The 25,696-nt window shown below is 45.9% G+C and carries 24 protein-coding genes; 7 read left to right on the top strand and 17 right to left on the bottom strand.

Going from position 1 to position 25,696, the window contains the following annotated elements:
- Positions 1-141: 141 nt before the first annotated feature.
- Together QUA58_RS03910 and xrtO are read right to left on the bottom strand one after the other, a co-directional pair.
- Positions 142-3,042 (bottom strand): TIGR02921 family PEP-CTERM protein, encoded by a 2,901-nt coding sequence (locus QUA58_RS03910; protein ID WP_333393100.1) that lies wholly within the window; start codon positions 3,040-3,042, stop codon positions 142-144.
- Positions 3,032-4,606 (bottom strand): exosortase O, encoded by a 1,575-nt coding sequence (gene xrtO / locus QUA58_RS03915; protein ID WP_333393101.1) that lies wholly within the window; start codon positions 4,604-4,606, stop codon positions 3,032-3,034. Before xrtO ends, QUA58_RS03910 begins: the two co-directional genes overlap by 11 nt.
- Positions 4,607-4,733: 127 nt before the next feature.
- Here xrtO and smpB point away from each other — a divergent pair, with 127 nt between their 5' ends.
- The 3 genes from smpB to QUA58_RS03930 all read left to right on the top strand — a co-directional run bounded on the left by smpB (position 4,734) and on the right by QUA58_RS03930 (position 6,854).
- Positions 4,734-5,201: an SsrA-binding protein SmpB gene (gene smpB, locus QUA58_RS03920; RefSeq protein ID WP_006631384.1), complete on the top strand. Its 468-nt coding sequence runs from the start codon at positions 4,734-4,736 to the stop codon at positions 5,199-5,201.
- 691 nt (positions 5,202-5,892) lie between these two features.
- Positions 5,893-6,618 carry a tetratricopeptide repeat protein gene (locus QUA58_RS03925; RefSeq protein ID WP_333248425.1) on the top strand — a complete coding sequence of 242 codons (726 nt, stop codon included), beginning with the start codon at positions 5,893-5,895 and terminating at the stop codon, positions 6,616-6,618.
- Positions 6,615-6,854 carry an Osc7112_2153 family protein gene (locus QUA58_RS03930; protein WP_333248424.1) on the top strand — a complete coding sequence of 80 codons (240 nt, stop codon included), beginning with the start codon at positions 6,615-6,617 and terminating at the stop codon, positions 6,852-6,854. Before QUA58_RS03925 ends, QUA58_RS03930 begins: the two co-directional genes overlap by 4 nt.
- A gap of 288 nt (positions 6,855-7,142) precedes the next feature.
- Here QUA58_RS03930 and QUA58_RS03935 read toward each other — a convergent pair whose 3' ends face one another.
- From QUA58_RS03935 to QUA58_RS03985, 11 genes are all read right to left on the bottom strand, one after another.
- The gene (locus QUA58_RS03935) at positions 7,143-8,603 is read right to left on the bottom strand and encodes an IctB family putative bicarbonate transporter (RefSeq protein ID WP_333393102.1); all 1,461 of its coding nucleotides are present in this window, start codon (positions 8,601-8,603) and stop codon (positions 7,143-7,145) included.
- Between the two features lie 274 nt (positions 8,604-8,877).
- A complete protein-coding gene (locus tag QUA58_RS03940; protein WP_333248420.1) occupies positions 8,878-9,765 on the bottom strand; it encodes a histidine kinase dimerization/phospho-acceptor domain-containing protein in 888 nt (295 codons plus the stop codon).
- A 156-nt stretch (positions 9,766-9,921) separates the two neighbouring features.
- On the bottom strand, positions 9,922-11,364 hold the full coding sequence (locus QUA58_RS03945; RefSeq protein ID WP_333248418.1) for a 1-acyl-sn-glycerol-3-phosphate acyltransferase: 1,443 nt from the start codon (positions 11,362-11,364) through the stop codon (positions 9,922-9,924).
- Positions 11,365-11,799: 435 nt separating this feature from the next.
- Positions 11,800-13,809 carry a ribonuclease R family protein gene (locus tag QUA58_RS03950; protein ID WP_333248417.1) on the bottom strand — a complete coding sequence of 670 codons (2,010 nt, stop codon included), beginning with the start codon at positions 13,807-13,809 and terminating at the stop codon, positions 11,800-11,802.
- Positions 13,810-14,111: 302 nt separating this feature from the next.
- Positions 14,112-14,327, bottom strand: a complete 216-nt coding sequence (gene rpsR, locus QUA58_RS03955) for a 30S ribosomal protein S18 (protein ID WP_265238843.1) — start codon at positions 14,325-14,327, stop codon at positions 14,112-14,114.
- A gap of 164 nt (positions 14,328-14,491) precedes the next feature.
- On the bottom strand, positions 14,492-14,680 hold the full coding sequence (gene rpmG / locus QUA58_RS03960) for a 50S ribosomal protein L33 (protein ID WP_265238844.1): 189 nt from the start codon (positions 14,678-14,680) through the stop codon (positions 14,492-14,494).
- Between the two features lie 38 nt (positions 14,681-14,718).
- The gene (locus tag QUA58_RS03965) at positions 14,719-15,252 is read right to left on the bottom strand and encodes an RDD family protein (protein WP_333393103.1); all 534 of its coding nucleotides are present in this window, start codon (positions 15,250-15,252) and stop codon (positions 14,719-14,721) included.
- A gap of 409 nt (positions 15,253-15,661) precedes the next feature.
- Positions 15,662-16,207, bottom strand: a complete 546-nt coding sequence (locus tag QUA58_RS03970; RefSeq protein WP_333248412.1) for an RDD family protein — start codon at positions 16,205-16,207, stop codon at positions 15,662-15,664.
- 104 nt (positions 16,208-16,311) lie between these two features.
- Positions 16,312-16,593 carry a type II toxin-antitoxin system YafQ family toxin gene (locus QUA58_RS03975; RefSeq protein ID WP_333393105.1) on the bottom strand — a complete coding sequence of 94 codons (282 nt, stop codon included), beginning with the start codon at positions 16,591-16,593 and terminating at the stop codon, positions 16,312-16,314.
- Positions 16,574-16,804 carry a hypothetical protein gene (locus tag QUA58_RS03980; RefSeq protein ID WP_333248409.1) on the bottom strand — a complete coding sequence of 77 codons (231 nt, stop codon included), beginning with the start codon at positions 16,802-16,804 and terminating at the stop codon, positions 16,574-16,576. Before QUA58_RS03980 ends, QUA58_RS03975 begins: the two co-directional genes overlap by 20 nt.
- 99 nt (positions 16,805-16,903) lie before the next feature.
- Positions 16,904-17,125 (bottom strand): nucleotidyltransferase domain-containing protein, encoded by a 222-nt coding sequence (locus tag QUA58_RS03985; protein WP_333393106.1) that lies wholly within the window; start codon positions 17,123-17,125, stop codon positions 16,904-16,906.
- 38 nt (positions 17,126-17,163) lie between these two features.
- On the opposite strand from QUA58_RS03985, the gene QUA58_RS03990 reads away from it, so the two are divergent.
- Complete coding sequence (locus QUA58_RS03990) at positions 17,164-18,042, top strand: SGNH/GDSL hydrolase family protein (protein WP_333248405.1); 879 nt, start codon at positions 17,164-17,166, stop codon at positions 18,040-18,042.
- Between the two features lie 159 nt (positions 18,043-18,201).
- Here QUA58_RS03990 and QUA58_RS03995 read toward each other — a convergent pair whose 3' ends face one another.
- The 3 genes from QUA58_RS03995 to QUA58_RS04005 form a co-directional block, all read right to left on the bottom strand.
- Positions 18,202-19,101 (bottom strand): DUF4436 family protein, encoded by a 900-nt coding sequence (locus QUA58_RS03995; RefSeq protein ID WP_333248403.1) that lies wholly within the window; start codon positions 19,099-19,101, stop codon positions 18,202-18,204.
- 304 nt (positions 19,102-19,405) lie between these two features.
- A complete protein-coding gene (locus tag QUA58_RS04000) occupies positions 19,406-20,902 on the bottom strand; it encodes a carotenoid oxygenase family protein (RefSeq protein WP_333248401.1) in 1,497 nt (498 codons plus the stop codon).
- A gap of 164 nt (positions 20,903-21,066) precedes the next feature.
- Entirely contained in the window at positions 21,067-22,515 is a 1,449-nt protein-coding gene (locus QUA58_RS04005; RefSeq protein WP_333248399.1) for a folate/biopterin family MFS transporter, read from the bottom strand.
- 221 nt (positions 22,516-22,736) lie between these two features.
- Here QUA58_RS04005 and QUA58_RS04010 point away from each other — a divergent pair, with 221 nt between their 5' ends.
- Genes QUA58_RS04010 through QUA58_RS04020 form a run of 3 tightly spaced genes read left to right on the top strand, consistent with a single transcriptional unit; the run spans position 22,737 to position 24,183 of the window.
- A complete protein-coding gene (locus QUA58_RS04010) occupies positions 22,737-23,096 on the top strand; it encodes a hypothetical protein (RefSeq protein ID WP_333248398.1) in 360 nt (119 codons plus the stop codon).
- On the top strand, positions 23,080-23,541 hold the full coding sequence (locus QUA58_RS04015; protein ID WP_333393107.1) for a cupin domain-containing protein: 462 nt from the start codon (positions 23,080-23,082) through the stop codon (positions 23,539-23,541). The genes QUA58_RS04010 and QUA58_RS04015 overlap by 17 nt, the downstream gene beginning before the upstream one ends.
- Positions 23,542-23,547: 6 nt before the next feature.
- Positions 23,548-24,183, top strand: coding sequence for a class I SAM-dependent methyltransferase (locus QUA58_RS04020; protein ID WP_333393108.1), 636 nt, complete (start codon positions 23,548-23,550; stop codon positions 24,181-24,183).
- A 94-nt stretch (positions 24,184-24,277) separates the two neighbouring features.
- On the opposite strand, the gene QUA58_RS04025 is transcribed toward QUA58_RS04020, so the two are convergent.
- Positions 24,278-25,546: a sodium:proton antiporter gene (locus QUA58_RS04025; RefSeq protein ID WP_333393109.1), complete on the bottom strand. Its 1,269-nt coding sequence runs from the start codon at positions 25,544-25,546 to the stop codon at positions 24,278-24,280.
- Positions 25,547-25,696 lie beyond the last annotated feature (150 nt).

The following is a 25,696-nucleotide window of genomic DNA, read 5'->3' on the forward strand; positions in this document are numbered from 1 at the left end:
CGAGATTTGGTTAAGAAACCCGGTTTCTGAGTCTTGGCGCGATGGCAAGAAACCGGGTTTCTGCGAGAATTTGGGCATCCTTACCGAGATTGGGTTAAGAAACCCGGTTTCTGAGTCTTTGCGCGATCGCACTTTTAACTTTCAACCTACCATTTTCGCGCGCCGCTGGTGGAGGAAAATCGCCAAAAGCCCGATCGCCCCAACCGTCAAAAGCAGCCATTCTTCCGGTTCAGGAACCCCCGAAACATTCAAAGGATTGCTCGGCTTAGTTAACTCCTCCTTACCCGATTCTACCTCGCGTTCAAATCGATCGTTTTTAGCTTCCGCTTGTTTTAGTTGCTCCCTTTGCGCGTCATTAACTAACACAATCATCGAAGAATACGGCGTCACCACTTTGAAATTTTTAGCGACTGCGTGCATCGCATCCAGTTGCGTCAATTGATTTGAACTTTTCTGCTTGCTAAGTGCAGTTATCAACTGCCGCGCCGCTATCGGTTTAAAGCCTTGATTTTCGGCATTTTTAGACTCTGCGACTGCCGCCGATTTTGCGGTTTTTTTCGGCTGCGGCGTTTGGGCATAACTCCAAGCATAGCCGTCAACAACGCTAACTGTAGATTTGCCGGAAGCTGCTGTCGTTGCTACTCGCTGCATCGCCTCTTTCATATCCGTAGCAACTCCGCCGCCGCTATCTTGAATTACCTTCAAAGTTGCGTCGTCGTAGCCGGGGGGCAAAGCACCCAAATGCACTGTCCATAGGGGTGCAGAGATGGAAAGTTTAGGTTTGCGATCGTCCGATAATTCGTAACTGTGGCGATCGCTCACCAAAAATACAGTATCGTAACTTTTATCGCCCCGCAACTGTGCAAACTGTTGCAGCATATCTTTGAGCTGGATCGTACCGTAAAATGTCACCTTTGCCTCATCGAAATTGCGTACATCTTCCACAAACTTAGGTGGCATTCCCGCAGCGCTGGCTACATACAAATCAACAGCATTTTTGCTTGCTGCATTAGCTTTCAACCATTCAAAAGTCTCTTTTACTTGCTTATTTTGGGCAACCATGCTGCGGGAAGTATCGAGAATTACTGCAAACTTCTTGCCTTGCGGTAGCGAGTAATTTGCATCAGCCAACGGCTTAGCAGAAATGATATTTCCTCCCGGTAGAACCGCCTGCTGCGCTGTTAGCGGTTGCTGTGCGGCTGCGGGCAAAAACGGTGGCAGCCAAGTTTCTCTTGCTTCTTTACCGCTGTATTTGACCTCTTTTCCGGCGATCGTGCGACGAGTATTTTGGTTCCAAAAAATGTTGCGTTTCTCAGCCAAAACAGGCATCGCCCAACCCTGTGGCTGACGCATGACTTTGTAAGTAAGCCACAGGTGCATTTCCTTTGGCCCGTCAGTTTGGGTGAATTCTCGTTTAGCCGGGATGGGAAAAGCCCGCAAGCGGTATTGTTTGGGGCCAATTTGTTCTAGCAAAGCCGGATCTACTCTTTCTGCTACCTGTTGATTGTAGACTTGCTGGGCGGCACCTCTAGGCGATACCGTAAATACAAAACGTTTGTTTAAATCCCCAGTATCTCCCAGCCAAACTCCTGTAACTGCGGCGCTTTCCGGCAGCGAAAAGTAGTAGAATACTTCTTGCAAGTTCGGCGTTTGATTTTTGTAAACTTCGTAGAGCTGAACGTCAGCCCAGTCGCCGTTTTCTTTGACTGTCACTTCTTGCGACTGCAACCATACTTTTTCCTGATTGACATTCAGCAAACCGGCTTTTGCTTCTTCGCGATTTGATGTTGACTGTACCGCGTGTTTTACTGCTTCTGTGTCGCCTTTTTGCAGTTCCGTATCGAAGAATTCGCCGTAGAGTTTTTCGGCTTTTTCTACATCAGCACTAGAGCCTTGATACAAAAACGGCGACATTAAAAAATTATAGCTGTTCTGCACAGTTTGAGCCGCTCCGTCAGGCAAATTCAAACTATTTTTGTATATCTCATAAATGTGGTTATTTTCTCCCACAGTGCTGAGGTATCGGTAAGGGGACAAATAAGCATTGACTAAGCCGGAGCGAATCATATCAGACTTGGCTAATAAAGTTTGGCGAACCGTGTCATTTGGGGGCGGAGTCGCCAGCATTTTCAGTGCTGCAACTTGTGGCTGCTGCTGCAAAGCCGAGAAAATAGCCAGCCAAGCTGCTATGACTCCCAAACTTCCAATTAGCGCTTTATTTTTCCCGTATTGTGCAGCAAAACTCTGCCATATTTTCCGCCCGGAATGAATGTAGAGAAAGCCGTACAGCGAAGGCATGACAACGAACAAGCTACAGGTTAAACCAAACAATATAAAGGATAGCGGTATCCAAATTAAACCCCAGACCCACTCCCCGTATCTAAATATCTCCCAAAATCCTGATACCCATGTAAACTTGACAAATTCAATGACTATAGTAAAGAATCCATAAAGTGTAAACAATGCCACAGGTACAGCGTAATACATCAGCAATGTTGCCGCCCAAATGCCAACTACTAGCATTAAACTGTGGCATCCTAATTGCAGCCACGGACTTCGTTTTTCTCGGATTAAGCTTAAAAAACGATGCTGTTTATTATGGGAAGTTTGAGAACCTGAGATATTTTGAACATTTTCTTTTTTACCCAGATAGCCGTACAGCATTTCCACTGAAAATGCTGCAATGCACAAAGCAATAGTAGCGATGATTTGATAACTAGCTGGGGTGAGTTCTCGCAGCAGGAACAAGCGGAGCAAACACAGCAAAAATAGCGGTGCTTCTACGCCGTAAAACCAACGCATTAGCTCTAGGGGTTGCTTGCTAAAACGCCTAGCTCCTATTACTGTACATACCGTGGGTACTGCGATCGTAGCTGCCATCGTCAAAGAAAACTCTAGCGGGATGATGCCATCGATTGTCGCCATAACTAATGGCACTCCTATAATTGGCAAAATTCCCAAGTAAACAATCGATAAGAATGTCAAATTCCAGACCCAAAAAATTGTTTGAAAAATTCCATCAAATACCTGTTTAATTTTCATTGATTTCTCCTTGTAAGCTTTGTTTAACGGTATCGTAGACGTTACCAGCAAACTCTTTTACTTCATGATTTTCTGCTTGTAGCGAACTGTCAAATAAAATGGAAACTAGCACCCAAGTATGGTTTTTGTTGGTGAGGTCGCTGCCGATACGGGACATGAAGTTATCTGTAGTTAGCTGTGCAGATTGCAGCCAGTATACTGCTGATAATTGGTTGTCTTTGAGAGACAGCCAGCGCGCTGTTATTTCAGGAGTTAGTTGTTTTTTTTCTATGCGATTGACGGGAATGCCGCTGGCTACAAAACACAACTCTGGGGCGTGATAAGTCTGCCAAGATGTGCTGGCTACTGTGAGCATGGAACCGCGCAAGTTGCCTGACACAAATCTCTTTTTTTCTGTTTGCGTGCTTGGGTAATTGCCAAAGAATTTTTGTTCGCTGGGATTCAGCGGGATTGATTCGGACACAATCGGTTCGGGAAATTTCAGGGGGGCGATCGCTAATTTTTCACTTTCTACATGATACAATTGAGAAATTAGGGCCAAAACAGCCACCGCCATAATTAGTCCCGGTTTGGCAAAAGGCTGATTTTTGAGTATTTCTAAATCCCGTTGCGAGTTAAAATCAATTTGTTTTGTTTCTTTAAATTTCGGAACTTTTTGCAGCATTAACCAACTTAAAAAGCAAGCGCCGATTAAACCCACAATTCCTAGGGGTACGTGCAGCATTGCTGCATAAGTTGGCTGTTGAAAAACTTGGGCAACCAGCACTAGCACGGCAACTCGCAAAGCGTTAGCAGACACTAACATTAAGAAGTTAGCAGCGCATACTGCCAGCCATTTTAAACTCAATTTGCGGCATTCTAGCCAGGTAGCGGCAAGCAAAAATAGCGTTCCGACTAAGAGGGTTTTAATGCCGCTACAAGGCACGTCAACGTGAGCGATGCCGTTTTCCAAAACGATAATATCGTAAGAAGAAATAGCCCCAATGTGCAGCAGAGAGAGCAACTGTTCTACTACCTGAGCAGTGAGCACTCGCGCCGGCAAACCTAAGCCGCTATTCAACTGACTGTTAAATGGTAAAATACAAGCCAGCAAGCCCGCAACTGGTAAGTTTTTTCGCCAAAAGTTCGGCTCCACTAATAAGCCGCACAGCCCGTAAGTTCCGAGGATAAACAGCAGGACAGTAATTTGTTTGATATCAATTATGCACTGAAGGGCGATCGAGCAAATACCCGCACCCAACATCAACAGCAGCGGATATCGCCTCAAAACGAAATTTGGCGAAAATCCCGGCGGGCGATCCTCTTCGAAGGCTGCGCTAACGCACTTCCCAGTCGATCGCACTACTAATGCTACAATCAGAAAGCCAATTAGTATCTTGTACAGTGTGGGTATCTCAACAAACGAGGATAACAGCCACTTAACAGCCGAGATATTGGCCCAAAACCAAGCAAGCGCCAGCAAAAAAGGAGCCAGCCAAACCAAATTAACCGCAGGATGAGGAGTAACAGAATCTGGAATTGCAGAATCAGTGATATTGGTGCGCTGCATGATACCGCTTGACATTCACGTTGGTGACATCTTAGCTCAGCCAAATTGGTAATGTCCAGACCGATTATTTAAGTTTTGTCAAGCTTCGATTTTCTCTACAGAAAAGCTAGCGTTATAATAATTAATTTTATCGGAGGTAAAAATGAGCGAAAAAAGCCCAGGATACAAAATTGTTAGCGATAACCGACAAGCGCGCCATCTCTATGAAATTATAGAGACATACCAAGTGGGAATCGAGTTGAAGGGCACCGAAGTCAAATCAATTCGGGAAGGAAAAGCCAATTTGCGGGACGGATATGGTTTAGTTCGGAACGGGGAACTGTGGCTGATCAACGTTCACATTTCGCCCTGGAGAAGTGCTAGCAACTATTTTAATCACGAACCCCGCCGCACCCGTAAATTGCTGATGCACAAGCAGGAAATTCGTAAGTTGATAGGCAAAGTCGAAGAAAAAGGTTTGACTTTAGTGCCATTAAAAATGTATTTGAAAGGTGGCTGGGTAAAACTTGATATCGGTTTGGGTAAAGGGAAAAAACTGTACGACAAGCGCGAAGATTTGAAGAAACGCGAAGACAAGCGGGATATGGAAAGAGCGATGAAGCAATTTTAGTCAGAGTCATTAGTCATTAAACATCTCCGAACAATAAACTAAAACCTTTGCTACTCGAAGGTTGAAAGTTAATTTATGGAGATGTTTATTAGTCAGGAGTCATTAGTGATTCATGATTGGTGATTGCTCATTAATGATTGGCTATTTTAAATCGAGTTGGGTTAATTACTCATCATAAGATTTTTCAAAATCCTCCTTTGAGGATTTTGAGGAATTCCATCGTCACTACAAACTTAATGAGAGTTATTTCACCGGAGCCCATCTTACAGCAGATTCTATGTTGAGGAACTAAACCCCAGCTCGTTCCATCCCCGTAGGGAAAGAGCCCAGGGTAAGTCCCTACACTTCATAAACCTGGAATACGCTGTATCTCCTCATGCAGTCGCATACAGTCGATCAACTGACCGCTGACTAAGTATTATTACTTAGAAAAAGCAACAGTTCTACCTTCTTGCTGCTTCCCGCTTCCTTTTTTCTGAAAATATCCGGATTGCTTGTGGAGCCTCATGAATGATTAACCTATGCTCGAATACATCTGGGTAGTGGGAGCATTACCCAAGCATTCGGCTGTGGACTAACAAACTCTTATGAGAAATGGGTTCAAATCTGAGTCATTTCGTAAGATTATGATGCCATTAGGGTGGCAATTAAATCTGGCAAACAATATATCGCCAAACTCTCAAGTTCAAAAATGCTAAAAATCACACCATTAGCTAACATTTTCAATGCCATGAAAGAGCCAGTAAAAAAGCATCAGAACTCCAAGTGGGGAGCCTTCTTGCTGATGCTAGCAGTAGGCTTTGCCGGCTGGCAATTTGGGCTACCGGAACTCGCATCACTTTTTAACAATAAGGGCTTTGAAAACTACAAAGCCAATCGATTGGCTGATGCTCAACAAGCCTATGATTTAGCGCTCTCCATAGACCCCAAAAGCCGAACAGCTCTTTACAATTTGGGATGGCTTTGCGAAGAGGTGCAAGATTTAGAATGCGCCAAAGGAAAATATCTGCAAGCTGCCAAACTAGGTATGCCGGCTGCTTACAGCAATCTGGCTCGATTGTATATAGTTGAGAAGAAAAACTATCCTGCTGCCGTTCACTTGCTGTTGCAAGGCCTGAAATTTGCTAAGGACGAGCCAGTAAAATATTCTTTACTCAAAAATTTGGGATGGGCTCGCCTAGAACAGGGTCGATATTCAGAAGCATTGCAACATTTGGATGCAGCGATTAAACTTGATAGTGAAATACCAGCAAGTTACTGCTTAAAAGCGCAAGCCCTAGAAGGGATGAAAAAGACGAAGGAAGCGCTACCGCAGTGGACAATTTGTCAAAAGTATGCGGATTCTCAAGAATTCGATGAGGATATATGGATAGGAATGGCACGTCAACGAGTAAAAGAGGAAAAAACAAATAAATGAAACGCACAGTTTTGCTTTCATCAACCATACTGGCAATTATCACGGTACTGGAGCTAAGTCAAGCCTCAACAGCACTGCCAACTCCTGCGACTGTTAAAATTACAGTTAATCAATCAGTCGAAACGCCGTTCGACTCCAATCAAGCGAAGAGGTCGCGGTCGCGGTCGCGGTGCACAGATAGAGGTCGTTCTTATCAGTGTCCGGGATTCGTCATGCCTTCTGAGAGCGAACAATAAGAGTTATTTTCAATAAATTTTGTAGAGTGTACCATCACCACTTTACAGCAACAGGTATGTAGTGTGTAGTAGTAACAGTAGTATGCAATGTGCGCCGTCCGCACCTTATAGCATTTGAGATTTGAGATTAAGATTTGAACAATTGGAAATAACTTATGGCTATAATGGTTTGCAGCTTTATACAAGCTGCATTCTTTTTTTGCACTGGTATAACTCCTAATCATTGCTGTATGGACTATTGCTGGAATCCGCACTGGGCGGGGAGAAAATCCCCGCCACCAATTCTATCTACTCGCCCTCGGTCAAAGCTGAATCTTGCTGGTGGTGCGAGTTGCTGTAAAAACTAGCAATAATCGCCACCATCAACCACCACAGCATATTAACTTCTGGCCGGTACCAAACTGTATCGACAAAACCGTGGGCCATCATGCCGGCTAAAGTTGCGATCGCCCCAATCAACCAAAACCCCTGATTCGATTTTAGATTTTGGATTTTAGATTTTGGATTTCGGGATTCTTCCTCTAAATTAGAGATGTTAGATTGTAAATCCCGCAGATTTTTTATCCGCAACAAACCTTGATTGACGGTGACAGTCATCAGCCACAGGAAACACATTAAACCGATAAAACCGGTTTCCACCGCAATTTCCAGGAGCACGGAATAAGCGCTCAAAGCAGTGAATTTCGGCTTCATATAAAGTGGATAAACTTTATTAAAAGCAGTGTTTCCCGGCCCAATTCCGAGAATTGGCCGATCGCGAATCATGTCAATCACCGCCGTCCAAACATTAATCCGAAAATTGTTGCTGCTGTCACCTCGGCCGATAAACATACTCGAAACTCGATCGCGCAGCGGCTCCACTAAAGCCACTCCCAAAATTAAGGCTCCAGCCAAACCTCCTAACCCTAACGGCAGGGCCCAAGTTCGCCATAACCGAGGCATCAAAGGGCTGTACCAGTACCACAGCAGCACTAAAAATACCACAAGCAGAGCCACAAAACCGATCCAAGCACCCCGGCTGTCTGTGTAGCGCAAACACGCTAAATTCACCACCAACATCGTCAGCGCTAAAAGTTTTGTTCCCCATCCCTTCCACACAAAAAGCGCGGCAGCGCTCAATGCAATGGCCGGCAGTAAATAGGAACCAAGCAAGTTTGGATTCCCCAAAAAGCTGTAAACTCGCGTGACATTGGCTTGAGTAGAAGTCGGATCGTTCCAAGTAGCTAATGGTGGCACTTTGTCAATCCACTGCCGCACGCCGTAGAAACTGACAACTAGAGCGACGTTCAAAAATACGGCAATTAACCACGATCGCCAACGGGGCGATCGCAAGATCCGCGCCATCAGCGCAAAAAACAGCAAATACAGCGTTAGCTTGCTCCAACCAGTAGCAGCGGCGACTTTCACCGGCGACATGGCGGTTGCGACGGTGGCAATGCCCCAGTACAGCAGAACCAGCAAGTGAATGGGCGTCAAGGGGATCTCGCGATCGTCCGAAACAGTCAGCAGCACCCAAAATGCAGCGCTAGCCGCCATCAACACCCCCACCAAGGCATTGTTTACAAACGGCGCCAAACCGAAAGTCAAGGCCAGCAAAACAAAACCCAAGGGTTCCGCCCACTGCATCAGCCAGCTACTCTGCCGCCAACTGCGTAAAGAGCCGATCGCCAAATTGAATAAATAACTTCTACTTTGCCACTGAGAGAGCGGCAAATTTGCCAGAGTTAACTGTTGCCAAACTGAATTCATTGCTATTTTAGATTTGTACTTAGTAATCGGGCATTGGGCATTGGTTATTGGTTATTGGTTATTAGTTATTATTGTGAATTTGGCATTGGTTATTAGTTATTGGAAATTTGTTAGTTGTTAGTTATTTTATTATAAAACAACTAACAACTAACAACTAATAACAACAGTCAACAGTCAACTAACTTCATCCCTTAACAACCAACAACCGTCAACAGTCAACCGTCAACAGTCAACCGTCAACAGTCAACCGTCAACAGTCAACCGTCAACTAACTTCATCCTTCCAACAATTCCGTAGCATTTGTGCAGGGCAGCCAGAGCACGTAGCGATATCCAGGTTCCGGGGCGCCTTGAATTGAGAGTTGACCGCCTTGAATTTCCACCAATTGGCAGCAAAGCAGCAGCCCCAAGCGTTCCCGCGCCCCGTAACCAGCTAACACCGGTGCGGTATCCTCGGCATTCTCGGCCACCAAAGCCGCCAACTCCGAAAACGCCAGCGTTAATCGCTGCGAACCCTGTGTCGGGAGTTGCGCTTCGACTCCGAGGGAGTCGGTTTCGGAGTTCGATGGCGAACCGCTAACAGATCCGGCCTTCAACAAGTAGTCGGTGTAGAGTTTAGCATGGGGCAAACTTTCCCCTAACCAAGGATGAAAAACCCAAACTGCGATGTTGATACCGTCTTCTTTCCGAGAAACGTGGACTCGAATCACGCTGCCTGCCCCAGCAGATTGAATAATGCTAAAAATTAAGTGGTGCAGCATTTGCTGAACCTTATCTTTATCCACCAACCAGATGCGCGACCCGGGCCCCATCGATAAATTAATTTCTTGCTCTCGTCTACTTGCTGCCGACGACAGGATTGTCACCACCTGCTGGCACAAAGTTTCTATATCGACTGCGGTTCGCTTCAAGGTGAAAGCGGAATTATCTAGTTCTGCGAGTTCCAAAATTTCTTCAACTAGCGATCGCAAAGAGCGGCTGCTGTCTTGGATTACGTCAATATATTCTTTTTGCTTGCTCGTTAAGGGGCCATAAATTTCTTGTTTCAACACGCTTGCCATGCCGAGGACAGAAGTGAGCGGTGTGAGCAATTCCTGCGCTAAATAATTCAGCAGTTTTACCTTAATTGAGTTAGTAGACAAATCGATAGGTTTGTTAGTCATCGCTAATTTTTATGGGTTCATTGTCGAGCGAGGGTTGGCGGTTCATTAGACCTATTCCAAAAGTCTATAACAATCTGTTTATAATTCACCACAAAAAAAGTAATCAAGAAAAATATATATTCCTTCTTCCCTAGAAGCTCTTGTTTATCTGAGTAATTAAGATTTAATCATTGCTTCTAAAGCTGATTGCAAGTCTTGAGTGAGTTCGGCAACTGCTAACCTGCGACTGGTTTGATATCGATCCCAACGATCGCTCACTGATATGGGTTCGCCCACGGTCATTTGTACCTGCTGTTTGCCCAACTTCGGTCTGCCGAAAGGATTTCCCCCTTTGATGCGAGCCAGTACGTCCCACAGCAGCAAAGTTGTTTCTGCCAAACGTTCTGCTGTCAGTTGTTCTGCGACATACCTGCCTGTGACGGACACGAAACTTTCTACAAGTCTCATGTGCCACATCCGAAGACTTGCTTCTTCAGCGAGGCGATCGGCTAATCCTCTTTCTAAGGGAGAAAGTGCTGCAATATCTTTGATATCTTCTCGATAAATATAGTCCCAGCCTGCTTGTTCCAGACGGCGGCAGCGGTCTATTAAACTGCCTTTGGGCTTTAAGTTAAAATATTCTTCTGCTACTTGCAAGCCCACATCTAACAGTGCTTTCAGTCGAGCTATCATTACTTCATTGTCAAAATTATTTGTCGTTTTTTCGGAAACTGATGATGGTAAAATAGATATCTTTTGGGGTAAATTTTTATGATAAAAACGGCTGTAAAACTCTTCCATTACTGCTAGCAAATGGCTGCCCAGTCGAATCAGGCGCAGATATTGGAATTTGTGATTTTGGTTTTCGGAATCGGGATTTGCAGTCTCTAAATTAGCGATCTCGGTGCGTTCTAAAGGTGGCAGTCCGCAATCAATTTCTAATTGAGTTAAAAGTTTTTCTAGGGGTTGCCAAGGTGGGTTGACATAGCGGTATTGAATGCCGATCGGCACAATTAACACTTTTTCCTCAGTACGTCCGGCTTTGAGCAAGTCTTCAACGCACCAGAAGCCCATTTGAGCAATTCCCGGTTCGAGGGGACTAACTATTTCATTGTGACCGTTGGTAGCGCCTTCTGGGGCGGCGGCGATCGGGAATTGGCTGTTGGCAAATAAATTGCGGGCCGATCGCAATCCGGCGCGATCGATCTTACCGCGCACAATCGGAGTACCACCGAGGCGAGAATACAGCCAGCCGACGCCAGAACCGGCCCACAGGGGAATTCCGCGATCGTAAATAAAGTGGGAATGTACGGGGAATTGCAGGGGAATGCCTTTGACGCGCGCTGCCTGGGGAACGAGTTTCCAAATTAGTTGTCCCAAACAGTAGGGATCGTCTGAGTTGGGGTGGCGGAAGGCTAGCAAGAAGCGAACTTTCTGATTTTGAAATTGGTGGAATAGTTCGGCGAGGGTTTCGACATTTTCGGCTTGAACGTGGCTGATACTCGTCTTAAATCGCAGCCACCAAGGGAGTATTTGCTGACAACCCTGGACGACTAGCGGGTTGTAGGCTGGGGGGATGAATTCCAGCGGCGGCTGAACTTGGCTAATTGAATTGGGCATTTTGCGATTTTAAATTTTAGATTACTAGGCTGCGGTAAAAACTTCCAATTTTTTTTACAATGCTGAAGTTTTTTTTATTAACCGCAGAGGACACAGAGGACACAGAGGAGATAGCAAAGCGTGTCAACTTAATGTCAAAAGTATTACCCGTCTTGGATCGGATATCATGTCCAGTCGATCGACCACAATATTTTGGTCGGGGCGGGTTTACGGGATTTCTGGCTTATATTACAGATCGGGGCTGAACTAGCCCTGACAAGAATTACGATTATTTTACAGGACTAGATATGAAACCATGATATTTTTTACCCCCCTGCCCTTGACAAGGGGGATGCGAGGGGGTCAGGAACTCGACTAAAAACGAGATTTATCCTCAGTTTCAGCCTTCAACACAGATTTTTGCAATCCAAAATCTAAAATCTAAAATCTAAAATCCTATTGTGCGGCTTCCAGAATCACTTCTTGGAAGTTAATCACATCCGATCGCGGATCGCAGTGAGTGACTTTGACTTCTAGCCGATCGCCTATTTCGACTGATCGACCAAACCGCATCGCCAATTCCAAACCCAACTCTTCCAACAAAATTAATCCCAGATTGCTATCTTCCCGTAGCCAGCGCAACATCAAAGCCTCCCAGACTTCCTCCGGGTTGCGACGCAAATACTCCAATCCCCAATAGCGATTGGTTTGACGTTCGACACTAGAAGCCTCTCTGACTGCTGTACCGAGACACATCACAATGTCCTGCATTTCTTCAGGAGAAAAAGGCTGCGGTTCATCGCGCAAATGAGCTTTGATTTGGAAATGAGTCAGCAAATCAGTATAACGACGAATCGGAGAAGTCACTTGAGTGTATGCTTCCAAACCCAAACTAGAGTGCCTTCCAGGAGTCAAATTCATCTCACTACGAGGCATACAGCGACGCACAGCGCAAGCGCGGGCGGGGCCTGCGGGTACAGCCAGGAGTTCTTCTTCTGGTGGGAGTTCCGGCTGGGGCTGATGGCGGTAGGGTATGGCTAGACCGTGTGTTTGACCGTAGCGGGCGGCGACTTCCCCGGCTAGGATCATCATTTCAGCTACTAGCATTCGGGCTGTCGAGTCGTCGATGACGTGAATTTTGATTTCGTCGCCCTGGACTTTGATGACGGATTCGGGCATGAAAATGCTGATTGCACCTTGGGTTTCCCGCCATTTTTGCCGGAGTTTTGCGAGTGTGGCGATCGCACTTATTTCCGGTTCTGCTTCAATTCCCAACTCCAACATCTCGTCTACGTCATCGTAGGTTAAGCGGTAGGTAGGTTTCACCGTGCTGATGTGAATGCTGTAATCTTGGACTGCACCAGTCTCATCTAAAATAATGCTAAAGCTGAGAGCGCTGCACTCTTTACCTTGAATCAAGCTCATCGGCCCAGTTGCCAACTCCGGGGGAAACATCGGTATCATCCCCGTGGGTAGGTAAACTGTGGTGGTGCGCTTTCTAGCTTCCAGGTCGAGTTCGTCTCCGGGGGAAAGCAAGCGGGTGGGATCGGCGATGTGTATCCAGAGGCGCTGCTGGCCGTTTTCGAGGAATTCTAAGCTGAGTCCGTCGTCTATTTCGGTAGTGCTTTCATCGTCGATCGTGTAAACCTTGAGGTGAGTCAAATCTAGACGATTTTTGTCGGAGTCGCTTGGGAGATTTTCTAGACAGCGTTGAACTTCTTCTAATACCTTGGCAGGTAACTGTAGGGGAATTTGGCTGCGTCGCAAAAACAGGTTTTCGTGGTGACTCCACAGGCCGAGATCGACTAGGAGTCCAAATGCTGCTTCGGGGTTTTCGGGACGTTGTAAGCTGGCTAAAGTTTCTAATGCCGGCGTGCGATGGGTTGCTTCTTCTCCGAGGGTGGCAAAGCGTTCTAGGGCATCGAGGCGAGTTCGATCGCTAGGAAGCCAATCTACATTATTTTCCCCAGCCAGTCGCTGTTTGACTCGATCCCAAAATCCTTGGGATTCTTGGTGTCGCTGCTGTTCTACTTCTTGCTGGTGTTGGATTTCGGCTACTTGGGCTGCCGATCGCGGTTCGTAGCGATCGCCCTTTTGTTTGAAATACAGTTTATCAGTTGACAGCAAACAGTAAGCTGCATAACATTGCGCCGGAGTGCGATCTGAAAATAGTAACATTGCCAGGGCTTCGGGGTCTGTATTTTCTCCGTCATCCACTAGCAGTTCCCAAGCCACTTCAAGACTCGATGGATCTGAGTAACCTTCTACTTCTTTAAGAAATTTGGAAATGTCGGAGGGTTTGTAAGTTTCTCCGACTGTTTCGTAGCTGATTTGTTTGGGCGGTATGCTGTGCGGTTGACCGTTTTCGTCTACGACAACCCAGTTTTTCTTGCCGTCGGGGCGATCGGCAACTGCCAGACGACGGTCGCCGTGCACTCTAAATTCTACTAACGTTCCCTTCTCCACTTGGCAGCTTTATTATTTTATATTTGATATTTTTACTATTACCATTTATCTGGTTACGATGTGGGATTTTAGATTTTGGATGTTGACATTTTTTACATCAATTGTTAAAAATAACATCTAAAAAGTTATGCTTTTCATCCTTTAATCTTTAACTTTTGAGATTTTGACTAAGACTTACGCAGCAGCGACTAAATACAAAATATTGCGATCGATTAGCGACCATCGCTGGCGACAAAAAGACGTTGTTTTCGCGTAAGTCTTATTTCCAGTCCAAAATCTAAAATCTAAAATCCAAAATCCAGTTAACCTTCTTGGTTTACGAAGGGCATCAAAGCTACAATTCTTGCTCTTTTGATGCTACGAGTCAGGTCGCGTTGCTGTCTTGCCGTCAAACCGGTAATCCGGCGGGGCAAAATTTTACCGCGTTCTGTGACGTATTTTTTGAGCAAATCGACATCTTTGTAGTCGATCGGGTCTCCTGGTTTGATTGGCGAAACGCGCCGGCGAAAGTAAGTCATGGTTTGTTCTTTGTTGACTGTTGACTACTGTTAACTGTTAGTTCCTAGTTATTAGCCGTTAGTTGCTAGCCGTCAGGAAAGCATTTGTTAGTTATCTGCTGTTCGCGGGTCAATATCAATTGCCAACTACTGATGACTGATGACTAATGACTAATGACTAATGACTATTTGATCTCTTTGTGGCCAGTGTGCTTGTTGCAATGCGGGCAGAACTTTTTGAGTTCCAGCCGCGCCGTCGTGTTGCGACGGTTCTTGGTCGTGGTGTACCGAGACACGCCTTTGGAGCGTTTGCTCGCGTTGGTTCGGCACTCAGTACACTCTAGGGTAATTATGATGCGGACGCCTTTAGCCATAATTCTAAATAAATTTCGACTAATTTAAACACAATTTATTATCTTCTCACATTGCTCTGCACTTGGTCAAGCAATCTTCTAACTTTGATGTCGAGGGAGTAGCCGCGCTTGGTTCCGATGACCATCGTCCCGCTGAGTCGATCGTGAAAAGCTTGGGGAAAGCGGGCGGTGTCGATGAAGGCAGTGCTACAGTCGATCGCCAGCGGCAGAATCAGCAGCAAGACGGCCGCGTTGGTAGATGTGAGCCCGCCTACACCCGCAAAGGCTAGGGCGGCGCAAATGCCCAGCAATCCCTCGCGCTTGCAAAGTTTCTGCACTCCGGGAATCCGTTCGAGTCTAACATCGATAATTTTCATGTCCAACGCCCAGCGCCCAAGACTTTGACCGTGGTTTTTCCTGACAATGGGTACGCGCAGGATTATCCACAGCAGGAAAAAAAAGATGGTTTGGACGATCGGATTTGCGCCGAGAAGCAAACTGGGCAGCCCAACTGCGATCGCGTCGATGCAGAAAGCAGCAGCGCGACGGCCGATCGATACTTTGGGCAGGAGAGGAACTAGGTCGGAACTCATGGGTCAAAAGCGCGATCGCCATTAGCTACTTTTCAATCTTAAACTGTGGAGCCGGTCGATCGGTCTAAATCAACGTCAAAACCCGCTTTTACTCAGGAATTACGAAAAAATGGTTGGACGCGCGACTTAGATGTCCAAGGTGCGGAGTCTGCAGCCTATAGATAGAATGCCAAACTTCTTGTTTCTCTGAAAAATCTGGTTTTTCGCAATTTTTAATCAAGTAAAAAAGACCATAAAAAACGGATATAATTGCTTTACCTCAAAAATAATTAGACTTTTTGTGTTGTAGCAAGACACGCTTTTTGAGTGTTTGCTAAGCACTCAGTAAACTATAAAGTAATGATGATGCGGACACCTTTAGCCATAATTCTCAATAAATTTTGACTAAGACTAATTTGAACACAATCTCTTATTTGCTTATATTACTCTGCTGTTGGTTAAGCAATCTTCTAACTTTGAGGTGGAGACAGTAGCCGCGGCGGGTTCCGACTACAATCGTCCCGCCGAGTCGATCGTGCAAAGCTCGGGGAAACCTTTTGCTTTGGGAGACGGAGGCAAACATAGCATCAAACTGCAAGGGCATTAGCAGCATAACCGGGCGATCGATATATTCGTTGTAATGTGAGTTTGCCCACAAACCTACCAAGCATGATGCCGTGCAAAGGCCCAGCAATGCCTCACGCTTGCAGAGTTGTTGCACTGCAGGAGTCCGTTGGTATTTGGTATCAACAACTCTCATCCCCAATAGCCAGCGCCCGAGACTTTGACCTTGGTTTTTCCTGACGATGGCTACGCGCATTATCATCCACAGCAGGACAAAAATTATTGCTTTAACGATAAAATTAGTGCCAAGAAGCAAGCTGGGCAACCCAACTGCACTCACGTCGATGCAGAAGGCAGCAGCGCGGCGGCCGATCGATACTTTCGGAAGCAAGGGAACTAAGTCGGAACTCATGGGCCAAAAAAGAATTACTTTGAAATGCGTAAGTCCTGTTTCTATCGTAATCGAAATCAAGGGGCTTGGAGCCGTAATGCATAGGATCAAGGCGCAGCTACATATTAATAAACCTCATCATGGCTTCCAATATCAACCAATAGAATCACCATTTCTAATAATTCCTCATTTTCCGAGAAATTAAAAATTATTCTGCAATCATATGCAACAGAACAAGACCATAATCCGGCCAACTCCCCTCCTAACTTGTGAGACTTCAAAGATGGCGTAAATGGATCATCTACCAATAGCCTTAACACCTTAGCAATTTGATCCTTTAATTGTGGATTTTTCTTTGTAATCTTGTTAAAAGACCGATTAAATCCACTACTCCAGACAACTTCCATCATCATCTCCTAGTAAATCTGCGATCAAATCATCAACGCTTCCCCTCTTTGCTGTCCCATTCTTAAAAGCTTCCATCACTTCCTGAGCATTCGCCAAAATTTCAGCCCGCCGATTCTCGATCCGTCGCTTACGGATTAACTCAAACAACTGATCCTGATCTTCTATTGATAAACTTTCGACCTGAGCGATAATTTCCTGTAAAGTCATCATACAATCTCCTATAAACTAAAATCAACGAAATATTTCGCCACCGCCAAAACCCGATCCTTAATCAAACGGCTTAATCCTTTTTCCGTCATAATATCTACCTTACAACCTAGTAGATCTTGCAAATCCATCAAGAGCATCGCCTGGGAACCAAGGCGAAATTTTCTGTAAATCATAATCCACCAAAAGGTCAATATCACCAATCTCATCGACAACACCCCGCGCCACCGAACCAAACACCCGTACATTAAACGTCCCATGTCGCAGCGCCACCTGCAGGATATCCTCGCGCTTGGATTGTAATAACTGTTGTAGTTTCATCATACAATTTCCTCAAGCATCAATTTAATACAAACTGCGTAATGTCTCAAAATGTACGCGCGGCGAAGCTATTCCGTAGGGAATCGCCCCATCCCAAACCCCCGAAACAGCAAGCATTAATCAGACTAGCCCTCGCCATAATTGCGGCTGTTATCATCTTCAACATTCCTCACTCCTTACTTCCCGTGTTTACAGAATCCCTATCCCAAGCAACCCCGCCGCCAGAAATCCAAAACCTCCTCGCCGGCAAGGGCAGAATTGTCACAGTAGGCGACAGCATCACCGAAGCCGGGAAATACCCCGGAGGTTACGTTTGGCTGCTGCAACGCTATCTGAATGCCCTGTATCCCGATCGTAAAATCGAAATCGTCAATGCCGGAATCTCCGGTAACAAAGCCAGTGATATGCAGGCGCGTTTTCAGAAAGATGCGATCGACAAAAAGCCAGATTTAGTCATGATTAACGCCGGAGTTAACGACGTTTGGCACGCTTTCTTCGACTTCCAAAACCTCCAGTTTAATCCGCAAGGCAACTTAGCATCAGGAGTACCGCTGGCAGAATACATAGACAAAATAACCCAAATGGTGCAGGCAGCCAAAGCCGCAGGAATTAGAGTCGTCCTGCTTTCTCCTACTCCCATCCGCGAAATTTTGGACGGCCCAGAAAATCGCAGACTGCAAGAATACGTAGTAGCGATGCGAGAAATTGCCAAGCAAAACCAGTGTTTATTTATCGATTTGAATGCACCTTTTCGGGAAGTGATCGGCACCTATCAAAAACACGCCGGCAAAACTTTAAATTTGTTAGCAGCCGATGGAGTTCACCCCAATCCATCGGGATATCGAATTATTGCTTTTACTATCTTGCGCGGTTTGGGTGTCCCCGCTAAGGATATTGAAAATTTGCAGGTGAAAAATTGAGATTAGTCAGTAGTCAGTAGTCATTAGTCAGTAGTCAGTAGTCAGTAGTCATTAGTCAGTAGTCATTAGTCATTCGTTGTGATGTGATGCCCGGTTGATTCTTCCCAATTAGCAATTAGCAATTACCAATTACCAATTACTTATTCCCAATTGCCGTTATCACTCAATCGGCGGATGATACCGCTTCAACCAACAGCTACCAATAATTACCAATGCCACCACCACAATAATTTCCGTCCAAAAAAACGACAGGAAATCACTAGCAGTTCCCACAGGTGGCACTCCCGGTTGGGCGTTGCGAATAGCGGGAAAAGCAAACAGCATCACAGCAGTCCAACTCAGCATTCCCACTTCCGGCAACTTCCCAGATTTCATCACTTTTAATGCTAGCAACAGCGCCATACTTGACAGCACCCACATGATCACAATAATCACTAAAGCAAAAAATTTCACCGGAATCGAGCGAGTTGCAGAAACATCAATATAAATAAAGATTGACGAATTCTCTTCCATCGGCTTATAACTGATGTCAAAACCGGGAACATCGGCATTAAACTTAAATTCCAGCGGCACGGGATTCAGTTCAAAGGGAGCAAATTTTTTGCCAATCGAAGCCAGCGGGTCGATTGAAATAGCCACTTTAGCAATGTGCGTATCAAACGGATAATTATTAATTTTTCCCTTGACTAAGTTAAACTTTAATGCAGGGACAATCATCGGTTTGCCTTCTTTAAAGGTAATTTCCGAACCCTCTACATTTGCGCCGTTAACTGTCATTAACAAGTCTTGAGCCGGGTAAGTCGGCCCTTTTTTATAGATACCTTTGAGTTCAAACTGCAAGCGGGTTTCTAATTCGTTTTTAATCGGGTCTACCCCAATTACCGTCATTTTCACCTCAACCAAGCCTTTGGGGGCTACAGTGCTTTTTGGAGCGGGTTTGTAAGGTTCTTGGGCATTAGCATTGTGAGAGTAAATAGATAAGATAATTGCCAAGCTTACGGCGATGCTGCAAATTAAAATAAGTATTTTTTTGAGATTGAATTTGTTGACAGTTTGCATTTATGATGGATATTTTAGATTTTGAATTGTTGTTAGCCTTCCCCGCAGTCCAGTAGTTCGCAAGTCCGGCAGGGGTTTAAACCCCTGTCTCATAGCTAAAGTCGGTTAAAACCGACTGAAGAAACTTGATAAATAATCAATCGGGAGTTATACCAAATCCGGCTTAAATACCCGTTTATTTCTTAGTCCGCGTCGGCGGACTTGGTTTGTCTAGCAGCGATTTCAATCGGCGACTGTTAGTCCGCGTTGACGGACTTGGTTTGTCTAGCAGCAAATTCAATCGCCGACTACTATTATGAACCTACTAGGAACCGATAGGAAGCAGTACGTTGGGTGTAAAACTTCCGTGCAAACCGTAGGGAATGTGCTGTTTTAAATGCAGGCGCGCTACTGGCCCTTTGGTGATGTCACTAGCATCTAGAATCGCTAAGGTCGATCGATGATTAGCCGCATCATACATCAAAACTAGCAGCCAGCCGTCATCCTCCGCCATAGCATCGGGACGGGGAACAAACACAGGTTCCCCCGCAAAACCGCGCGGCGCAGCACTCCAAATTTGCTGCTCTCCTGTCTGGAAATCCATTTTAAGAATAGCTTGCAAAGGAGCATTTCCTGTCGGAGCATCCGCAGCGCCGATATAAAGATATCGATAAGGCTGTCCGACGTTGTTGGGATGCAATGTCGGAAACTCACAGCACCGAGTTTCAATTACTTGATGGTTGACAGTTTTTTCGTTCAAATTTAACTTAAACCGCCACAATTCCCCCGCTGGAATACTGTCAAAATCAAGCTCGCGAAAATCGCCGTCCGCTTCTACGGTTGGGAATGAGTCGTAGCAAACTGAGTCAACAAAAATTTCGCCGTTTTCTTCCCAGGCGTTGCAGTGGTGGAAGACAAAACAAGGTTCGGTTTCTAATATCTTCACCTCGTCAGTGCCGTTGCGGGGAATTAAAATTGCTTGGGTTGGCTTGTTTGGGGAAAATTGAATGCACTGGGCCGCACTCCGAAATCCTAACAGGAAAAGTAGGGGATTAAAGCTGACGGGATTTTGGAAGAATATGCAGTAATTCGGGGTAATTACCATGTCGTGCAGGAAGGCAAAACCCGGTATTGCATGGGCGTGTTTCTGCAATAATTTGCCGCTTGCATCGAGTTCGTAAATGGTAATTGTACTTGACAAACCGGGCTTGACGGAAAAGTTGACTAATCTGTCTCCGGCTCCATTTTTGCCTTTTTCAATTCTGGGGTGGGCTGCGAAGGCTTCACCTGGTTCTAAGATGCCGTCTAGGGTGTCTAATCCGAGTGTTTCTAGGCTGTGGGGGTCTAGTCTGTAGGGCTGTGCTGCTTCCCAGAGTGCTAGCAGTTTGTCGCCCCAATAAATGATGTTGGTGTTGGCTATGTTTTTGATTTTGACATCAAAGATGTTGGCTAGCCAGCCACCCGGTTTCTGTGTGCCGAAAACGCCTCGGTGCAGGATTTTTCCGGATTTTTGTTCGGCGAGGTAGCCTTCGGTGCGGACGAATCTGTTGCGGAAGTGGGCGCGGCCTTCGGATATTGCGATCGCACAAACCATCCCGTCGCCGTCAAACGGGTGATGGATGCGCTGGCCGTTGACATCTAGCAAACCGGGCCCGTTGCGAAAGAATGTGCCTTGCAAGCCTTCTGGGATTTCGCCTTCGATGTCGTCAATCCAGTAGTCGGATTCGCTGGGTTGGGATTCGTAGCCGCGCTGCCAGTCTTTGCGCGTGTATGATGGTTTTTGGGCGGGTGTTTGGGGTTGGGAAGTTTGTAAGTTTTGCATGGGTAGAATAAGTTTTTATTGATTTAACCGCAGAGGGCGCAGAGGGCGCAGAGAGAAAGAAAGAAAGTAAGAAAAAAGGAGATGAAAGGAGATTAAATCAAACTAGAAAGATATTCGCAGTCAATTTTGTTCCTTCTTCCTTCTTCCTTCTTCCTTCATTTGCGTTAGTCGGATCGGCGACTTTCTGACCTTACTGTCGGTACTAAGTCGGGAAAGTATTCGGGTATGAAGTTCTGTCCGCTTTGTTTGGCACCTCCTAGTTCTGGTTGTAATAGGGGGAGTGATTGTTGATTGTTTTCGTCGCTGATTTCTGCATTTTCTGCGGGAAGCCAACTTAGGAATGGCAGGGGTAGCAGTGTGGAGAGGTTGGTGATGACTATTAGCAGCCAGAGGTTGTCGAAATTGCGATCGGTAATTCCGAGTAAGTGGGTCAAAAGTGCACCGCCTTCGTGGGACAAAAGTCCGGCTAAGTTGGTGACTGACATTAACACGGCAAATAATGTAGCTTCGACACCGGGAGGACACAATCGCGCTGAGAGTACCAGCACTGGCATATAGGCAATTTGTCCGATTACTGTCAGGATCAGGCTGTCTCCGATGCTGAACCATTGATCGTCAATTCCTAAAGCTCGGTTGGCATGAGTTACTAATAATAATGTAGTCATGCCCAATGCAGCCGCAATGACGGTTGACCAGCCGAAAATTACTCGAAATGGAACTGTTTTGAGGAATCGCTGAAACAGCCAAATGCCGAGGAGGGAGGCAATGCTGGTGACGAGGCGTACTCGACCGAGAAATTCTGGTTGAAAGCCTAGTTCGTTTGTGGTAAAGAAGAAGAAGGCTGAGTCCGAGCTTGGGGTGGCTTGCCACAGGAAGAGAAAGGCGGTGGGCAACCAAATTGTTTTTTGGGTAACAGCTTGCCGCAATTGTTTTAGTTGGTCTTTGACTGTGGCAAAGTCGGTTTTTTTGTTGACTTTTTCTTCGGCAATTAACCAAGCTGTTGCTGATACGATTAGGGGGAAAGATGCGGTGATTAAAAATATGGTATGGGTGCTGAAGTGTTGCAGCAAAGAACCGCTGAGGTAGGCGGTGATTAGTCCGCCGAGGGCTGATGCGCCCCAGGATAAGGATTGTAGGGAACCTGCGTCGGCGACGGATTCTTTTCTAGCTCTTTCGACTATTAGGGAGTCGGCGATTACGTCGCTGACGGCGAGGGAGAGGGAACTTAGGGCGATCGCCCCTGTGGCGGCCAGTGGCGTGTGTACAATTGTTGCGAGGCTCACCCATGCTGACGTGCCCAAGAGCCCGGAGAGGACGATGTAAGGTCGTCTGCGGTAGCCGAATATGGGCAAACCGTCCGACATGAAGCCGAACAAGGGTTTGATAATCCAAGGTAGGGCGACAACACCCATCATTGCTGATACTTCGGCCGGAGTCATGCCAAGATCGTCTTTCAGGAAGAAGCTGACGGCTAAGCGAGCTAGTCCGAGAATGCCTTGGACGAAGTAAATCAGTAAGATGGCTATGAGTTCGGGGGTTGGCTCATTCCCAAAGAATACTTTTTCTTTTAAAGATTCTTTGAGTTTGCTGGCGCCAGAGGGTGAAAGAAGCATTTTTGCAATATTTCTTAATGAATCTAAATATTATATAACACATTCTTAATGGGTTGCGGAAACTGTCGGAGGTGGGATGTTAGGGTGAGGAGCGACTGCAAGCGGGTATAAAATTGTGATGAGCCTGGATTTAAGGACTTTTTGCGATCGATGAAAGCAGAAATTAGAATTGTCTCTCTGGCTGTGGTTTTGGTTTGAGGATTGGGGGCTAATTTAGCTTTATGGCTCAGGGATTTCGATCGGTTTCTGTAGATGGCGTTGATGCGCCTGCTGATTTGTTTGAAAGAAACAAAAATAAGGTTTTTCAGTGGCCTGTGGTGATTACTTTTCGCAGGGGAGAAGGCCTGCAAGCGGTGACGGGAAATCATGCCGAGCAAATTATGATTGCTGATTTTCCGGGTAAGCCTTGGCTGCGGATTTTAACGGATCGGGGTAATTGTTTTGTGCGGACTAATTCGGGAAAATTCTACTACTTTGAAATTTTTGGAATAATTAACCGCGAAGACGCGAAGTACGCGAAGCAAGAAAAGAAAGAGATGTCACAAATACTGAAAGGAGTATTTTATGATTGTGAATCCTGAAAATGTGCCGGATATTACAGGCTCTAAATATCCCCTGCAATTTCAATCTGCGGTGGCGGGAAGGGTGAAAAAACGCTTGGGCGATGCTGCCGGATTGCAGAATTTTGGGGTAAATTTGGTGAGACTTGCGCCGGGAAGTTGTTCTGCTCTGAGACATTGGCACTCTCGTCAAGATGAGTTAGTGTATGTTCTGGAAGGGGAGATTACTCTGATTTCTAATGCGGGTGAGGAAGTGCTGCAACCGGGTATGGCGGCGGGTTTTCGGGCGGGTGATGCTGATGGGCATCGTTTGGTTAACCGCACGAATGCTGTTGTTGTTTATCTGGAAGTTGGTGATCGCACTCCGGGAGATTCAGCAAATTATCCGGATGATGATCTAATTGCTAAAGCTGACGGTAATAGCTGGATTTTTACTCGCAAAAATGGCGAAATTTATCAGGGTTGAAAGTTTATGAGTCAAGTCAATCTTTGGGGTTCGGCGGAACACGCTTTGTGGTATCTGGCTAAGGCTGATGGTATTCCTCACCGCACGGAAGGTGAGGCGGTTTTGTTGGAGGAGGTGCCGAAAACTGTGCGCCGTATTCTGGATGTGGGTACGGGTGATGGACGGTTGTTGGGCCTGCTTAAGTGCGATCGCCCGAATGTTGAGTGTGTGGCGATCGACTTTTCGCCGACAATGCTGGAAAAAGCCAGAATTCGCTTTGCTGATGACCAGAATGTCACGGTAATCGAGCACAATTTTGACGAACCGCTGCCGGATTTGGGCAAGTTTGATGCGATCGTTTCTAGTTTTGCGATTCATCACGTAAAGGACGATCGCAAATTTGCCCTCTACACCGAGATTTTCGAGCTTTTGGAACCCGGAGGCATTTTTGGCAATTTGGAACACGTAGCGTCCCCAACAAAGGCTTTACACGAGAAGTTTCGAGAGGCGCTGGGTATTAGCGATTCGCCGGACGATCCGTCTAATAAATTGCTCGATGTGGAAACGCAATTGCGCTGGTTTAGAGAAATTGGTTTTACAGATGTAGATTGTTATTGGAAGTGGCGGGAACTCGCTTTGTTAGTTGGGGTGAAACCAGTTTAGATCGTTTCGTGAAATTCGTATATCCGGGTAAGGACAAGGCACTGCCGTGTCCCTACCAATATCACATACAATCTGTATAGGGTGCGTGAATAAATTAAATTAAATCCGGTACTTGAGGTTTAATTCGGCGCTCGTACCAGTTCATTAACGGGGTGGCACTAATGCCGTGCGCTATCACAGAAATTACGATAGTTGTAAAGGTTATCCACGCTATTTTTTCAGCGGTTTCGCCTTTCAAACCTTGACCTAAAGCATAGGTAAGATAATAGATAGAACCGACGCCGCGAATGCCGAACCAACCGCACAGCAATCGGCTGGCGGGATGCAAAGGACTGCCGATCGTACTAATCCAAGCTCCCACAGGCCGAATTAAAAAAATTAACAATCCACCTACTAAGAGCGAGTAGCCTCCAAATGTGAGCATGGGTTCTAGGCGCAGGAGCGAACCTAATAGTAAAAGAGTTGCTACTTCCGTTAACTTTTCAATGCGCTCGGTAAAGTGCAGTTGGGAAAGCGGCTTTTCTGGGTTTCGGTAACTCCGCTGCACCACAATTCCTGCTACAAAAACTCCGAGGAATCCGTAGCCGTTGATTACTTCTGTGAGGGAATAGGTGAGCAGAATTGTGCTCAGAGCGATGAAATCTTCCATTAATTCGTCGGCCGGTCTGTAGCGTTGGAGTTTGCGATCGATCCAGGTGACGGCTTTAGCTACTAAAATGCCCATAACGATACCTGCTGCGATCGCCCAAATTAAGTCAACTGCTGCCCATTGCGAAAACCAGTTCGACAAATTGTCATCTTTCATCGCATAAATGCCGAAGTAAACAAAGGGAAAAGCTAAAGCATCGTTTAAACCACCTTCCGATGTTAAACCAAAACGCAATTCATCGCTATCGTCTATATTAGCTAATTGAACTTCTGAGGCTAAAACAGGGTCAGTGGGAGCGAGAATTGCTCCTAATAAAATAGCCGGCCCCCAATCTAATTTCACAAACCAATGAGCGATCGCAGCCACAGCAAAAATCGAAATTGGCATTAAAAAACCGATCAGCCGTGCTGTGGAATTCCAAGCCCAAAGTTGCAGCGGGCGATTCATTTTTAAGCCGCAACTGAACAGAGAAACAATCACTACAAATTCTGTAAGTCTTTCTAAAAATATAGCTTCCGGGCGCAATTCAATCAGCTTGACACCGTAGGGCCCCAATCCGATACCGACAATTAAATAAATTAAGGCATAAGACAGTGGCAATCGCGAAATCCATCCCGAACCCAAGGTGACTGTCAGCAGGAGGATGCCAATTGCTAGCAAGTTGAGAATGTAAGGATCTACCATGACGATCGCACTTTTAATCAGGTTTAACACGTGCGATCTTGACAGGTAAAAGCTTCGGGCGCATCCGCCGCCAGCTAGAGTCTGCTCTCCTCCGAAAGTTACAGTTGTTAAGTAGAAGGAAGAAGATATACACAGCAAGCTGGAGAGCGATCCGTATTTTACGTTTACGTTTAATTAGGT

Source organism: Microcoleus sp. N9_A1, assembly GCF_036701795.1.
Lineage (GTDB): Bacteria > Cyanobacteriota > Cyanobacteriia > Cyanobacteriales > Microcoleaceae > Microcoleus.

What these genes read in the sequence shown, in the direction of transcription:
- QUA58_RS03910 (WP_333393100.1), bottom strand. Translation starts at nt 3,042, where the DNA reads ATGAAAATTAAACAGGTATTTGATGGAATTTTTCAAACAATTTTTTGG.
- xrtO (WP_333393101.1), bottom strand. Translation starts at nt 4,606, where the DNA reads ATGTCAAGCGGTATCATGCAGCGCACCAATATCACTGATTCTGCAATT.
- smpB (WP_006631384.1), top strand. Translation starts at nt 4,734, where the DNA reads ATGAGCGAAAAAAGCCCAGGATACAAAATTGTTAGCGATAACCGACAA.
- QUA58_RS03925 (WP_333248425.1), top strand. Translation starts at nt 5,893, where the DNA reads ATGCTAAAAATCACACCATTAGCTAACATTTTCAATGCCATGAAAGAG.
- QUA58_RS03930 (WP_333248424.1), top strand. Translation starts at nt 6,615, where the DNA reads ATGAAACGCACAGTTTTGCTTTCATCAACCATACTGGCAATTATCACG.
- QUA58_RS03935 (WP_333393102.1), bottom strand. Translation starts at nt 8,603, where the DNA reads ATGAATTCAGTTTGGCAACAGTTAACTCTGGCAAATTTGCCGCTCTCT.
- QUA58_RS03940 (WP_333248420.1), bottom strand. Translation starts at nt 9,765, where the DNA reads ATGACTAACAAACCTATCGATTTGTCTACTAACTCAATTAAGGTAAAA.
- QUA58_RS03945 (WP_333248418.1), bottom strand. Translation starts at nt 11,364, where the DNA reads ATGCCCAATTCAATTAGCCAAGTTCAGCCGCCGCTGGAATTCATCCCC.
- rpsR (WP_265238843.1), bottom strand. Translation starts at nt 14,327, where the DNA reads ATGACTTACTTTCGCCGGCGCGTTTCGCCAATCAAACCAGGAGACCCG.
- rpmG (WP_265238844.1), bottom strand. Translation starts at nt 14,680, where the DNA reads ATGGCTAAAGGCGTCCGCATCATAATTACCCTAGAGTGTACTGAGTGC.
- QUA58_RS03965 (WP_333393103.1), bottom strand. Translation starts at nt 15,252, where the DNA reads ATGAGTTCCGACCTAGTTCCTCTCCTGCCCAAAGTATCGATCGGCCGT.
- QUA58_RS03970 (WP_333248412.1), bottom strand. Translation starts at nt 16,207, where the DNA reads ATGAGTTCCGACTTAGTTCCCTTGCTTCCGAAAGTATCGATCGGCCGC.
- QUA58_RS03975 (WP_333393105.1), bottom strand. Translation starts at nt 16,593, where the DNA reads ATGGAAGTTGTCTGGAGTAGTGGATTTAATCGGTCTTTTAACAAGATT.
- QUA58_RS03980 (WP_333248409.1), bottom strand. Translation starts at nt 16,804, where the DNA reads ATGATGACTTTACAGGAAATTATCGCTCAGGTCGAAAGTTTATCAATA.
- QUA58_RS03985 (WP_333393106.1), bottom strand. Translation starts at nt 17,125, where the DNA reads ATGATGAAACTACAACAGTTATTACAATCCAAGCGCGAGGATATCCTG.
- QUA58_RS03990 (WP_333248405.1), top strand. Translation starts at nt 17,164, where the DNA reads ATGTCTCAAAATGTACGCGCGGCGAAGCTATTCCGTAGGGAATCGCCC.
- QUA58_RS03995 (WP_333248403.1), bottom strand. Translation starts at nt 19,101, where the DNA reads ATGCAAACTGTCAACAAATTCAATCTCAAAAAAATACTTATTTTAATT.
- QUA58_RS04000 (WP_333248401.1), bottom strand. Translation starts at nt 20,902, where the DNA reads ATGCAAAACTTACAAACTTCCCAACCCCAAACACCCGCCCAAAAACCA.
- QUA58_RS04005 (WP_333248399.1), bottom strand. Translation starts at nt 22,515, where the DNA reads ATGCTTCTTTCACCCTCTGGCGCCAGCAAACTCAAAGAATCTTTAAAA.
- QUA58_RS04010 (WP_333248398.1), top strand. Translation starts at nt 22,737, where the DNA reads ATGGCTCAGGGATTTCGATCGGTTTCTGTAGATGGCGTTGATGCGCCT.
- QUA58_RS04015 (WP_333393107.1), top strand. Translation starts at nt 23,080, where the DNA reads ATGATTGTGAATCCTGAAAATGTGCCGGATATTACAGGCTCTAAATAT.
- QUA58_RS04020 (WP_333393108.1), top strand. Translation starts at nt 23,548, where the DNA reads ATGAGTCAAGTCAATCTTTGGGGTTCGGCGGAACACGCTTTGTGGTAT.